Below are 12,422 nucleotides of genomic sequence, written 5' to 3'. Positions count from 1 at the left end.
CTTATTTCTTCTTAACTAACGGTGTTTTAGTTCAATTTTGACTTCGAATTAATACGGTGTGTAGCCTAAGTTCATAAGAGACTGGGGTCCCGTAAACTATCCACTTGTACCTGGACACGAGATTGCGGGAATTGTAACAGAAGTAGGAGCTATTCGCCACTAAATCATTGGGGAGCCGGTCCAGGTAAGAAAGTAGCGGTTGTTGGCATGGGCGGTCTTGGTCATATGGCTGTCAAAATTGCACACGCCATGGGTGCAGAGGTAACTGTTCTGTCACAAACTTTGAAGAAAAAGGATGATGGTTTGCAATTTGGCGCAGACAACTACTATGCTACAAGTGACCCGGAAACATTTGAGAAACTGGGCCGATCCTTTGACTTAATTATTAACACGGTAAGTGCAAAGATCGATATTAGTGCCTATCTTTCGTTGCTGAAGTTAGATGGTACACTGGTCAACGTCGGTGCACCAGCGGAGCCATTGTCACTTAACGTATTCTCACTTATCGGTCATCGCCGTTCATTTGCAGGTTCAATGATTGGAGGCATCCGTGAGACACAGGAGATGTTGAACTTCTGTGCAGAACACAGCATTGCTCCTAAAATTGAAGTCATTTCAGCCGACAAAATTGACGAAGCTTACGAACGCGTATTGGCTTCAGATGTCAAATATCGATTCGTAATTGACATTAGCACAATGTAAATCCAAAAATCACATAAGGAGTAGCTGGTCAAAAGCAGCTATTCCTCTTTGCTTCCTCCGTAAATAAGATGACCATCTGATCCATAAACTGTTATATCCGCTGGTTTAATCATTTCATCTTTAGAAGTAATATACCAAACCCACAACGCAGCCGTACCTGAACCTCCGCTCATACCAGCCAAGTCGTCCCGAACATAAAATTTATTTGGCTGAATATTGCCTTCACTATTTATAATGATGGTCTTAGCCTTGTCTCTGGCAAATCCGTATATAATGGAGAAATCCTTTTGGACATTATTTTCAACTCTCCAGGTTATTGGTCCATTCTCCTCCTTTTCCTCTCTGAATTCTTGGAAATCCAATCCTGGAATCATTTTTACCATTTTGGTATGGTCTTTGCTGATAAGAACAGGAAGGATTCCGAATTCAGTCTCGACAAAAGCCACATTTGAAACGGTATCAATTAAAATCACTTTTTTGCAATCCTCATTCTGTGCTTCTACTTTTGCACAGATTGATTCTTCCAAGGATGTAGTAGGAATAGTATTAGAATCAGGTCTTGAACCAGAACGGAAAGCTGAAAAATAAAGTACCACAATTAAACCTAAGCAGAGCAAAGCTATAATAATTTTTTTACTCATTTCCACCGCTCCCATAATTTTATATTATTGAGACAATATCAATTATAAACCACACTCGTTCTTTCTTAGGAATAAATATGAATTTTATATTAAAACTCTCAATTTCTTGTTCAACCACCGGGTGCGGAACTTCAAGAAGGAGGTCGCCTTTTTTCTTTTTGCACAAGAAAGATTTTGAAATGTTGTACTTAAAGTAACGGGTGCGTATAGTTAAAGAGTGTTGTTTAACTTGTGTCCAACAATCGGGCCACATAAGTTAAGAAGGTTGACTCATTATAAGAGTGGAATATTTAGAGACATTCAAAGAAAAACTTAAATGACATGGCTTTCTTGCCAGTAATTTTCATAGGAGGTAATAAAAATGGCATTCACATCCAAAAATATCTTTATCAATTTATCTGTAAAAGACGTGAAAAAGTCCACCAATTTTTTCAAGGAGCTTGGTTTTGAGTTCAACCCACAATTCTCCGATGAGACCGCATCTTGTATGATCATCAGTGACAATATCTTTGCTATGATAATGATTGAAGAACGTTTCAAAGGATTTAGTAAGAAGGAAATTGTGGATACTACTACTTCTGCCGAAGCAATTCTCTGCTTTTCAGCTGAAAGTCGGGATCAAGTGGATGAGATAGTAAATAAGGCATTGTCATCTGGTGGTAAATCTTTTAGTGAGATTCAAGATCATGGATTTATGTATATATGGGGGTTTCAGGATTTAGACGGTCATTTATGGGAAGTTGCATTTATGGATGAAAGTGCAATGAACCAAGAATAAACTTTAAGCCTTACACGAATACAGGTATTGAAAATAACAGGAACATAGGGGGTATGAGATATGAAGATCAATAGAATAGATCATGTGAGTATAAACGTAAATGATCTTTCAGAGGCTAAAGAGTTTTTTCTTGATTTAGGACTTGAAGTGCAAGCGGAATGGGAAATGGAAGGAGAACAGTTGGACAGAATAGTTGGGCTTAATGATGTTAAAACGGCATGCGTAGGATTGGGGATGCCAGATGGTCAGGCATGGATAGAGTTGGTCAAATTTTATACGCCGTCAGATGAAAAAGATATTCAGCAAACTTTTGCAAATACGCTGGGGATCCGACATATTTGCTTTGCTGTTGAAGATATTGAAGCTATTGTTGCAAAATTGAAAAAGAAGGGAACGGAAATCTTTAGTGAGATACAGCAATATGAAGAAAGTTATAAGTTATGCTACGTTCGTGGTCCGGAGGGAATTATTTTAGAGTTGGCGGAGAAAATCAGATAAATATTGAATGGGACTTTAAATGATTTAGAATTTGAGGGAAGAACAGAGGAGATACAAAGAGTCGGCAGAAAGTTAAATTAACAGAGAATGCAAATTAATTTGCATTGCCTTGTTACGCTAACGGAGGCTTTTGTTAAAGATGGGAATGCTGCGGCGATCTCATCTTTTTGTTCTTCAACTAAAGGGGCAGGTTAGTGAAACAAGCACCAATGTTCCATTGCAACTTTTTATAAAAAAATTCCTAGATGTATATCCTAGAAAAGAACTTAATTTTGTGTTTAAGATTGGGATGTATTCTATGTGGTTATCTGCTATTTCTTATCCTTTTTTATACGCATTGTTAGTAGGAAATTTAAAATTAATTCGCTGGTTAGAACATAAATAGAATGAAATAATGTCAATAAAAAAGATAATAAAAGATAGGGGGCTATTTTATCTATGGATAGAATAATATTGTGGTCACTGCTCATAATCGGGATCACCCTATTGTTTTCTAGTTTAAGAAAACCACCCATCAAAAATTGGATTTTAATTTTTTCATTGTCCTCTGGGTTTTCAACGTTTTTTGGTGTTCTTGTTGTAGAAAAGAAAATGCTCGAATATCCAGCGAGATTTTTAAGTAACTATTTTAGCTCCAGCGTTCTTTATGAATATCTTCTATTTCCAGTTGTTTGTATTTACTTTTATCAAACCACTTATCGTTCAAGATACCTCAACATTGTTCTACAATGTATTTTGTACACCACAGTTTTAACGATAATTGAGTTTTTTTTTGAAAGATATACTGAATTAATTAAATACCATACATGGACATGGATATACACATTTATAAGCACCTTTCTTCTAATGATGTTTATCCGTTTCCTTATGCAATTGATAAACAGGAAGGATAGATATATTTAAGGAATCTCCATTGCAAAAGGTGAAGGACCATTTTAATTCTTTGTGGTGAAGAGTCGATTTTTGCGATTCATGGATGGTTACCGGGTAGGATTGTTGAATAATAATAAAATAAATGGGAATTGACAAAAGAATTTATATGTATTATGATTATCTCATATTCAAGATATTTAAATTCAAGATTTTAAAAGGGGGTGTGAAAAATGGAGAGGAAATGCTCGAACTTGCCCTTTCTAATATTAATGCAAACATCGAAAGCTATTCATGATCAAATAAAGGTTGAAATAGCAAAAAATAAGCTTGGCATTACGGAATTTTCTGTTTTAGAAGTACTTTATCAAAAAGGGAAACAAACCATTCAACAAATTGGAACTTGCATATTGGTCTCAAGTGGTTCAATGACCTATGTAATAGATAAACTAGAACAAAGAGGTTTATTAAGCCGAAATGCCTGTCCAGATGACCGCCGTATGATACACGTTATATTAACTGATGATGGAAATAAATTGATGAACGAAATCATGCCGAAATATCATGAGTTTGTTGATAATATGTTTGATACATTAACTTCTGATGAGGCAGGGACATTGGTGAGTCTCATGAAAAAAGTTAGGGACAAAGTTTAAGTGTACATTTTTTTTTAAATGATATCTCGAATTCGAGATAAAAAATAGGGGGATTTTAAGATGATAAATATTGGGTTATTAATCATACGTTTGGTAATTGGTTTACTATTTGTGGGTCACGGTGCTCAAAAATTGTTTGGTTGGTTCGGTGGCTACGGATTAAAAGGAACTGGTGGTTGGTTTGAATCGATTGGTATGAAACCTGGAGTGACCATGGCTCTATTCGCTGGGTTAGCAGAACTAATTGGGGGACTTTTGTTTGCTTTAGGACTATTAACCCCGCTTGCAGGAATTATGATTGCAGGAACTATGTTAATGGCTATTGTAAAAGTGCATGCTCCAAATGGATTATGGTCAACAGCAAATGGTTATGAATACAATTTAACTATAATTGCAGTTGCTATTGGTATAGCTTTGATCGGTCCCGGTCAATATGCTTTAGATTCATTTTTATTCTAATAAATAAGATCTTTTAAGAGACCTTTTCCTCTTAAAAGGGAACTTTAATTTCAAACAAAAGAATTAAGCTAATATTGTGACGGGAGTGAATTGAGATGGAACTCTTAGGACTACATCATGTATCAATATTAACAGGAAAAGCCGAAAAAAATTATGAATTTTATACAAAGATTTTAGGAATGAGATTGGTTAAGAAAACTGTTAACCAAGATAATACAGAATCATATCATCTTTTCTATGCTGATGCGGAAGGAACCCCTGGAACTGAAGTTACGTTCTTTGACATTCCTCATCTTGGGCAAACGCACAGGGGAACTTCAGATATTTCTACTGTATCATTAAGAGTTAAAAATTCGGATTCATTGTTATTTTGGAAAGATCGATTTAACCAATTTGGGGTTCAACATGATGAAATTCAAAAAAGAGCAAATCGTGATACATTGGCATTTATAGATTTCGAGGGGACTCGCTTAAAACTGGTAGCCGATAACGGTGAAAAAGGGGTGAGAGCCGGAACCCCATGGAAAAAGGTTGATATTCCTCTGGAACATGCCATTATTGGGTTAGGACCTGTAACCCTCACAGTCGCAATTGCGGAACCAACGATCGGTGTTTTAACAGAAGTCATGGGTTTTCGATTTGTCGGTTCTTATCCTTCCCTTGAAGGGGATCATCCAGATCTATTGATCTATGCAACTGGAGAAGGCGGCAGCGGTGCGGAAGTTCATATTGAAACAAGACCTGATTTGCCAAAAGTCCGCTTAGGTCGTGGAGGTGTTCACCATGTTGCCTTCCGTGTTCCGAATGAGGAAGAATATGATCAATGGGCAAAGCGTTTGAAGGAACACAGATTACCGAATTCAGGGAAAGTGGAACGCTATTACTTCAAGGCATTATATTTCAGGGAACCCAATGGTATCTTATTTGAATTATCAACGGATACACCAGGATTTGCGACAGATGAACCAAAGGAAACAATGGGGGAAAAACTAGCACTTCCACCATTTTTGGAACCAAAACGAAACGAGATTGAAGAAAAATTACGGCCATTGATTTTAAATTAAGTTTCATGCGAGATAGCAGTTGCGGAATGGGTAATAAAAGTTTTCTCAGAGCCATTCTTAAACAAACTGGGCTAAAATTAACCAAGGGGGTGCTGCGGCATCTCCTTTTATTATTGATCTTGGTTATGTAGTTCAAGCAGGTGATAATTTATATTCAATCGCATTTATGACAAGGTTTAGCTTTTTACTTTACTGAACTCTTCCTAATTTAATTATAGCATGTAAAAAACGGTTAATATAGACTGTTTATTCACATATACTACTGCTAAAATGCAATAGAACATTAAGATATATTTGGTCGTTATCCTCTATTAATTTAGTGTTAGGAGAGATGTAGAGTGAGTTCATTGGTTCTCGGTTTTCAGGAAATGGAAAAAACAGAGCTTTTGCTCGTTGGCGGAAAAGGGTTAAATTTAGGGGAATTATCAAAAATTCAAGGAATACAAGTACCAGAAGGATTTTGTGTTACAACAGTGGGATATCAAAAAGCCATCGAACAAAACGAAACGTTTCAAGCGTTGTTAGATCAACTAACAAAGCTAAAAGTAGAGAATCGAGATCAAATTGGTGATATCAGTAGGAAGATACGACAGCTCATTATAGAAGTTGAAATTCCTGCAGATGTTGCGTGCGCAGTTGCTCACTATCTCTCCCAGTTTGGCGATGAACATGCTTACGCTGTGCGTTCTAGTGCGACTGCTGAAGATTTACCCCAAGCCTCGTTTGCTGGCCAACAAGATACCTATTTAAATATCATCGGAAAAGAAGCAATCTTACAGCATATCAGCAAATGTTGGGCATCGCTATTTACCGAGAGGGCAGTAACCTACCGCATTAAAAACAACTTCGACCACCGTAAAGTCTACCTGTCTGTTGTTGTTCAGAAGATGGTCTTTCCGGAGGCGGCGGGAATTTTGTTTACCGCCGATCCCGTCACTTCTAATCGGAAAGTGTTATCCATTGATGCCAGCTTTGGACTTGGTGAGGCCATGGTCTCTGGTTTGGTAAATGCTGATAACTATAAAGTGTGCAACGGCAAAGTGATTGATAAGAAGATATCCACCAAGAAACTAGCTATTTATGCCTTGGGAGATGGCGGTACGAAAGAACAGGAGATTGAGTCTGAGAAGCAGAATAGACAAGCTCTTACGGATGAGCAGATTGTACAGCTTGAGCGTATCGGCAGAAAGATTGAAGCACATTTCGGCTGTCCCCAAGATATTGAATGGTGTTTGGTTGATGAAATATTTTATATTGTCCAGAGTCGGCCAATCACTACTCTTTTCCCCATCCCTGAAGCGAATGATCAAGAAAATCACGTCTATATATCTGTTGGTCATCAACAAATGATGACCGACCCCATAAAACCATTGGGATTGTCTTTTTTCCTGTTAACGACTCGTGCACCCATGCGTAAAGCTGGTGGGAGATTGTTTGTTGATGTCACACTTCAACTGGCTTCCCCTGTCAGTAGAAACATTTTATTAAATGTTATGGGACAACACGACCCGCTGATGAAAGACGCAATTATGAACATCATTGAGCGTGGAGATTTTATAAAATCTTTACCAAATGATTCTAAAGTGCCGAGTCCCAACAGAGGCAATATAGATATGCTGGCACAAATCGAAAACAATTCTTCAATCGTTTCTGAATTAATTAAGCGTAGTCAATCATCCATAGAAGAGTTAAAACAAAACATCCAAACGAAGTCAGGAATAGAATTATTTGATTTTATCCAAGAAGATATCCAAGAGTTAAAGAAGATTTTATTTGACCCAAAAAGTACAGCCGTATTTATGGCTGCTATGGATGCTACGTCATGGGTCAATGAAAAAATGAACGAGTGGTTAGGTGAAAAAAACGCAGCAGACACACTTACTCAATCTGTACCAAACAATATAACTTCGGAAATGGGATTAGCACTATTGGATGTCGCAGATGTGATTCGTCCATATCCAGAAGTAATTGATTATTTACAACATGTAAAAGATGATAACTTTTTGGATGAAATGGTTAATTTTGAGGGTGGACAAGAAACCAGAGAGGCTTTCAATGCTTTTCTCAACAAATACGGAATGCGATGTGCCGGAGAAATCGATATGACGAGAACTCGTTGGAGTGAAAAACCATTTATACTTGTTCCCATTATTCTTGGTAACATCAAAAACCTTGAACCCAATGCCGGCAAGCGCAAATTCGAACAAGGGCTCAAAGAAGCTTTGGAAAAGGAACAAGAGTTAATAGACCGATTGAAGCAAATACCGGATGGTGAACAAAAAGCCAAAGAAACAAAACGAATGATTGACCAAATCCGGAATTTTATCGGGTATCGTGAATATCCAAAATACGGCATGATTAATCGCTATTTTGTTTATAAGAAGGCATTACTAAAAGAAGCCGAACAACTCGTACAAGCGGGCGTTATTCGTGAAAAAGAAGATATTTACTATCTCACATTTGATGAACTTCGCGAAGTGGTACGCACAAAAAAACTTGATTACCAGATCATCAGCAAACGAAAAGGCGAGTACAGATTTTATGAAAAACTAACTCCGCCGCGTGTTATCACGTCTGATGGTGAAATCGTTGCAGGTAAGTACAAACGAGAAAATCTCCCAGCTAAAGCAATTGTAGGTCTACCTGTTTCTTCAGGAGTGATCGAGGGACGCGCTCGTGTCATCATAAATATGGCAGATGCTGATTTAGAAGATGGAGATATCTTAGTCTCCGCTTTTACTGATCCTAGTTGGACGCCATTGTTTGTATCGATAAAAGGTCTCGTCACCGAAGTTGGTGGATTGATGACCCATGGAGCAGTTATCGCACGTGAATATGGCTTACCAGCAGTTGTTGGGGTAGAAAATGCTACCAAACTGATAAAAGACGGGCAACGAATTCGCGTGCATGGAACAGAAGGGTATATCGAAATATTGTAATTGATGTTTAAGTTTTTTTATTCGTTCACAGGTTAAGAAAAGTAATGTTAGTTGAAGGATAGGTAGTTATCTCTCGACTAAAAAACTTGCTGCCGTTTTGGTAGCGAGTTTTTTTGCATTTCTTGCTACTATTCTCGATCTAAATTCTACTATAATTGCAGTTAATACAGTAAAAGTGAAGCGTGGATCAATCATTTTTAATAAATGTTAATAGTTTAGACGAGACGACTGTCGGTTTCTATTAATTTATCATTAAGAATTCATTAATATGGAAAATGCATTCATTTATTGTGATAGAGTGTATTTAAAAGAAATTAAAGGTTATTTTAACTTTAAGTAGTTTGTTTTTGTAAAAAAGGAAGGCATTTATTTGTCATCTTTAATAAGTTTTTTCGAACAATATACACTGTTATTTATAGGAGGACAGATCAATGAATACACGGGAAATCAAGGCTCAAAAACAAGGCTGGATTCCTAAAAAGGAACGTATATGGGTAATTGTGGCGATTATTATCGCTGCTTCGTTTATGCTTTGGGAACTTAGGGGACTATTACAACTTTCTATAACCACTCTACACAGCAAGCAGTTCGAACATACATTTAAAGATTTTGGCTCCAATGCAAGAATTGCCATATTCTTTGTACTTGCTTATTATGTGCTGCTTCGCATTATTAAGCTTCGTACATTGAAAGGTCAAGACAAGTTGAAAAAATGGTTGTCAACTTTGCTTCGCTTTGCACGAAGATGGCATACACCAGCAGCGATTATCGCCATCGGTTTTATTATCGTGCATACGGTAGCTGTCTTTATGCACGGATTCAAATTTGATTTTAATAATATAAGTGGATTACTTTCCTTGATAGTCCTGCTTCCAGTTCCCATATCAGGTCTATTTCGATATAAGAGGCTTGACCGGAAGTGGCATTTGCGGTCTGGTGTTGCTTTTGCCATTCTATTTTTAATTCATTCATTTTTATAACCAACCTATTATAGGACCAATAAGGTATGAAGTTTGGGAATAATATTACTTAAACACCTAAAGGCACAGTAATTCATATTGCTGTGTCTTTTTTGTTCGGCTCTAATCTAAAAGATTGTTACTAATAAATTCTCAAAAAAAATAAATGATACTAATAACAGGAAAAATTTGTTAACATTTAATTAGGAGGTGCTTTTTAATGAAATTAAAGGGGTTCATTGTTACTTTTGTGTCGTTCGCACTGACAACAGCCTTACTTTACTTGCTCGGTTATGTGTTTACTATTCCTTGGTTAATGTTTCAATACGAGTACACAAATAATGCAAGTGTTTTCTTTGTTTCAGCAGGGTCGTTAGTCCCCTTAATAATCGGTTTGGTGATAAGTTTTATTGTCGAAAAGATTTATTTATACAAGTACCGACAAAAATTTGGTTGATTTATACCAATTCTTGAAGGGGGAATATAATTGAACCACTTTACAAAATGGATAAATCAGACGTTCAATCATTATCCTAGAAAAAAATTGACTCTCGTTATGGGATCTCAGTACGAACCGCAAATATTTGGGCAACCAGTTGAACGAAACCAAGCTTCGTTAATAAGTGACAAAGATGCCGAAAAATACTTTCGTCCTTCCAGCCTCCCTATTAAAAATACCCTTGTCAAGAACATCCAATTTTTTGATCCCTATTATGAAAAAAACTACAAAGAAATTAAACTCCCTACAACATTAACTCGGACTCCTGATGAAACTGTTTTAAACTACTTTAGTATTTTAAGAGAGGCAGCAAACCTCACTCAAAATCAGTTGGGTGGGTGCGGAACTGTGGGGATGGCAAAGCTGCCGTATCCAATTGCTTATAACTTTTTTACAAAAGACTATCACAAAAGGGTTTCCTATAATGAATATCTTCAATCGTTTGCTGGAATTGGACATCTAAATTTAATTAAGATGAACAGACTTCCTGATGAAAAAGGCATTGTTCCTTATTTCATTGAGCTAGAGAGCATCGAGGGTTCATCAAAAGGTGTCACCTATTTTGCATATTATTACGGCTATGTCCAATTAAAAAAAGTTCAAAACCTGTATAAAATTGACCAGATGAAATTGTACGGAGAGGACTTCCTATGTGCACCCTATCATCTCTGGCAGCATGATGCGGAAGCAGTCGTTGGTATTATGTATGGAGAATGGTGCAAATTAATAAAAAAACAGCTGCCTACTAAACAAGATGGTTACGTCAAAACGATTGATTATATTGGTACGGATGGAGCCGATTATCGGTTTATCTTTTATCAATTAACAAATGATACAGATGTATTAATTTCTCAATATAAAAAGGATTCTGAAGGAAACTGGGAATCCATCAGAATTGATCCTATCAAATGTCTAAAAGACAAGCGTGATATTAAAGAAACTTGAACCCTTACTCTAAGGCACAGCAAGGGCTTTCATAGTCGAGAATGTGGAACAAGTTCCAAAACTCATCGCAGAAGACCCCGCAGTTATTGCAGGAATAATGCCAACCGAATTTTATCCGATGAAAGCAATTATTAAGAAATAATATTATCCCTTTATTAGTGGTAAGCCTCCGCTTTGCTGAACTGACGTGGGCAAGAGTGAATACGGGATCGCTTGCCGGCGGTTCTGTTTTTTATTGAGGGGGGGTACTTTAGCACAGAAAGTAATTTTAATTAAGTTAAAAAAACGCCTCAATGAAAATTAACAGACGAGGCGTTTATCTATTCATAATAGTGAAAAAAGGAGGTCGATTAGTGTGACGGAAACAGATGGTTCTACGTTCGTAAGTACGATAACTCCTTGGTTGTCGGTACGTAATGGGAAAAGGGCAGTCGAATTTTACAAAAGTGCTTTTCAGGCAAAGGAAGTCTATCATATGTAAGATCCAAGCGGTGCTATAGTGTCAAGGATTGTAGTAGGCGGGGCAGAATTCTGGGTAAGCGACGATATTGGAGCGGAAAACTGCAACTCAGTTCGGATGATCTTGACAGTGCAAAGCCCAGATTTGGTGTTCCAGCAGGCTCTAACTGCTGGTGCATCAGAAGTTTATCCTGTGCAAGATGCACACGGTTGGCGGGTGGGACGCTTGGCTGACCCATTCGGTTTCCATTGGGAGATTGGTTGTCCATACGAAGAGTAGGCAACTACATTGTCGCGATTGTGAAATATTATTCTTAAAGTAACGGGTGCGATAGTTTAAGATCACCAGCTGCTACGGTGGCTTTTTTGCTTGTTCCACTAACGGGCAGTTTAGTTTAACAAGAAAAACGGCTAAAATAGTATTAATCTTAGTAAAAAGGTGCTGTTATCCTTGGAACAAGTAAGATTGTATAAACTTTCTCGTTTTTTTATATCAACTCTAATGGGTACGGGACTTATTTTTTTATTTTTATGTTTTACTGATATAAGAGGAATCATTTCACATATATTTTCATTTATTTTTGGGCTATTTTTCTCATTTGTTTTTATAGGTTATGCTATTTATCTTTTGAGAAAAAGAAATGAAGGTAAAGGATTTTATTGGGATGATGAAGGGGTTGTAATTGACTTAGAAGGGAATAAGATTTATTGGAATGAAATTGAAGAGATTAAAATGGTTAAGGGAAGGATTGGAAAATCCACAGTGATTTATCCTCACTATACAAATCACGAAAAGATTAGAATCCGTCGTAAGAAAAAGATGCAAACACCTGCACATTCAATAGATTGGTTTCTAATCGAAAAGCCGAAGGAATTTCACAAAAACTTAATGAAGTTCTGGGAAGAAAAATGTAATTTACAAAAATTGAAGTAGTAAATTCGTTTTTAAGCTA

The 12,422-nt window shown here is 36.9% G+C and carries 14 protein-coding genes and 1 pseudogene; 14 read left to right on the top strand and 1 reads right to left on the bottom strand.

Translation table 11 applies throughout. From position 1 onward, the window contains the following. Positions 1-147: 147 nt before the first annotated feature. Positions 148-702 (top strand): annotated as a pseudogene (locus BDR01S_RS09915) (NAD(P)-dependent alcohol dehydrogenase); the annotation flags it as partial. Positions 703-740: 38 nt separating this feature from the next. Here BDR01S_RS09915 and BDR01S_RS09910 read toward each other — a convergent pair. Further along, a complete protein-coding gene (locus BDR01S_RS09910) occupies positions 741-1,343 on the bottom strand; it encodes a hypothetical protein (RefSeq protein ID WP_066253933.1) in 603 nt (200 codons plus the stop codon). 361 nt (positions 1,344-1,704) lie between these two features. On the opposite strand from BDR01S_RS09910, the gene BDR01S_RS09905 reads away from it, so the two are divergent. From BDR01S_RS09905 to BDR01S_RS26235, 13 genes are all read left to right on the top strand, one after another. Continuing rightward, positions 1,705-2,121, top strand: coding sequence for a VOC family protein (locus BDR01S_RS09905; RefSeq protein ID WP_066253939.1), 417 nt, complete (start codon positions 1,705-1,707; stop codon positions 2,119-2,121). 60 nt (positions 2,122-2,181) lie between these two features. Then, the gene (locus BDR01S_RS09900) at positions 2,182-2,619 is read left to right on the top strand and encodes a VOC family protein (RefSeq protein ID WP_066253941.1); all 438 of its coding nucleotides are present in this window, start codon (positions 2,182-2,184) and stop codon (positions 2,617-2,619) included. A gap of 438 nt (positions 2,620-3,057) precedes the next feature. Then, on the top strand, positions 3,058-3,522 hold the full coding sequence (locus BDR01S_RS26240) for a CBO0543 family protein (RefSeq protein ID WP_066253946.1): 465 nt from the start codon (positions 3,058-3,060) through the stop codon (positions 3,520-3,522). Between the two features lie 200 nt (positions 3,523-3,722). Further along, positions 3,723-4,145 carry a MarR family winged helix-turn-helix transcriptional regulator gene (locus BDR01S_RS09885; RefSeq protein WP_066253948.1) on the top strand — a complete coding sequence of 141 codons (423 nt, stop codon included), beginning with the start codon at positions 3,723-3,725 and terminating at the stop codon, positions 4,143-4,145. 60 nt (positions 4,146-4,205) lie between these two features. After that, positions 4,206-4,604, top strand: a complete 399-nt coding sequence (locus BDR01S_RS09880) for a DoxX family protein (RefSeq protein ID WP_066253951.1) — start codon at positions 4,206-4,208, stop codon at positions 4,602-4,604. 95 nt (positions 4,605-4,699) lie between these two features. Then, positions 4,700-5,668 (top strand): ring-cleaving dioxygenase, encoded by a 969-nt coding sequence (locus BDR01S_RS09875; RefSeq protein WP_066253954.1) that lies wholly within the window; start codon positions 4,700-4,702, stop codon positions 5,666-5,668. A 338-nt stretch (positions 5,669-6,006) separates the two neighbouring features. Further along, positions 6,007-8,607: a phosphoenolpyruvate synthase gene (ppsA, locus tag BDR01S_RS09870; RefSeq protein WP_066253956.1), complete on the top strand. Its 2,601-nt coding sequence runs from the start codon at positions 6,007-6,009 to the stop codon at positions 8,605-8,607. Between the two features lie 431 nt (positions 8,608-9,038). Continuing rightward, positions 9,039-9,587 carry a hypothetical protein gene (locus BDR01S_RS09865; RefSeq protein WP_066253958.1) on the top strand — a complete coding sequence of 183 codons (549 nt, stop codon included), beginning with the start codon at positions 9,039-9,041 and terminating at the stop codon, positions 9,585-9,587. A gap of 199 nt (positions 9,588-9,786) precedes the next feature. Then, positions 9,787-10,023, top strand: coding sequence for a hypothetical protein (locus BDR01S_RS09860; RefSeq protein WP_066253961.1), 237 nt, complete (start codon positions 9,787-9,789; stop codon positions 10,021-10,023). Between the two features lie 30 nt (positions 10,024-10,053). Further along, positions 10,054-11,010, top strand: coding sequence for a hypothetical protein (locus tag BDR01S_RS09855; RefSeq protein ID WP_082797376.1), 957 nt, complete (start codon positions 10,054-10,056; stop codon positions 11,008-11,010). 355 nt (positions 11,011-11,365) lie between these two features. Further along, positions 11,366-11,491: a VOC family protein gene (locus tag BDR01S_RS26490; RefSeq protein ID WP_268874671.1), complete on the top strand. Its 126-nt coding sequence runs from the start codon at positions 11,366-11,368 to the stop codon at positions 11,489-11,491. Positions 11,492-11,509: 18 nt separating this feature from the next. Further along, entirely contained in the window at positions 11,510-11,749 is a 240-nt protein-coding gene (locus tag BDR01S_RS26045; protein WP_218007867.1) for a VOC family protein, read from the top strand. Between the two features lie 171 nt (positions 11,750-11,920). After that, complete coding sequence (locus BDR01S_RS26235; protein WP_235846535.1) at positions 11,921-12,403, top strand: hypothetical protein; 483 nt, start codon at positions 11,921-11,923, stop codon at positions 12,401-12,403. The last annotated feature ends 19 nt before the right edge of the window (positions 12,404-12,422 follow it).

It is taken from the genome of Neobacillus drentensis NBRC 102427, from assembly GCF_001591445.1.
GTDB classification, from domain to species: Bacteria; Bacillota; Bacilli; order Bacillales; family Cytobacillaceae; genus Neobacillus; species Neobacillus drentensis.
The sequence above is the reverse complement of the archived record's forward strand: the minus strand, read 5'-3'. Positions and strand labels throughout refer to the sequence as shown.

What these genes read in the sequence shown, in the direction of transcription:
- BDR01S_RS09910 (WP_066253933.1), bottom strand. Translation starts at nt 1,343, where the DNA reads ATGAGTAAAAAAATTATTATAGCTTTGCTCTGCTTAGGTTTAATTGTG.
- BDR01S_RS09905 (WP_066253939.1), top strand. Translation starts at nt 1,705, where the DNA reads ATGGCATTCACATCCAAAAATATCTTTATCAATTTATCTGTAAAAGAC.
- BDR01S_RS09900 (WP_066253941.1), top strand. Translation starts at nt 2,182, where the DNA reads ATGAAGATCAATAGAATAGATCATGTGAGTATAAACGTAAATGATCTT.
- BDR01S_RS26240 (WP_066253946.1), top strand. Translation starts at nt 3,058, where the DNA reads ATGGATAGAATAATATTGTGGTCACTGCTCATAATCGGGATCACCCTA.
- BDR01S_RS09885 (WP_066253948.1), top strand. Translation starts at nt 3,723, where the DNA reads ATGGAGAGGAAATGCTCGAACTTGCCCTTTCTAATATTAATGCAAACA.
- BDR01S_RS09880 (WP_066253951.1), top strand. Translation starts at nt 4,206, where the DNA reads ATGATAAATATTGGGTTATTAATCATACGTTTGGTAATTGGTTTACTA.
- BDR01S_RS09875 (WP_066253954.1), top strand. Translation starts at nt 4,700, where the DNA reads ATGGAACTCTTAGGACTACATCATGTATCAATATTAACAGGAAAAGCC.
- BDR01S_RS09865 (WP_066253958.1), top strand. Translation starts at nt 9,039, where the DNA reads ATGAATACACGGGAAATCAAGGCTCAAAAACAAGGCTGGATTCCTAAA.
- BDR01S_RS09860 (WP_066253961.1), top strand. Translation starts at nt 9,787, where the DNA reads ATGAAATTAAAGGGGTTCATTGTTACTTTTGTGTCGTTCGCACTGACA.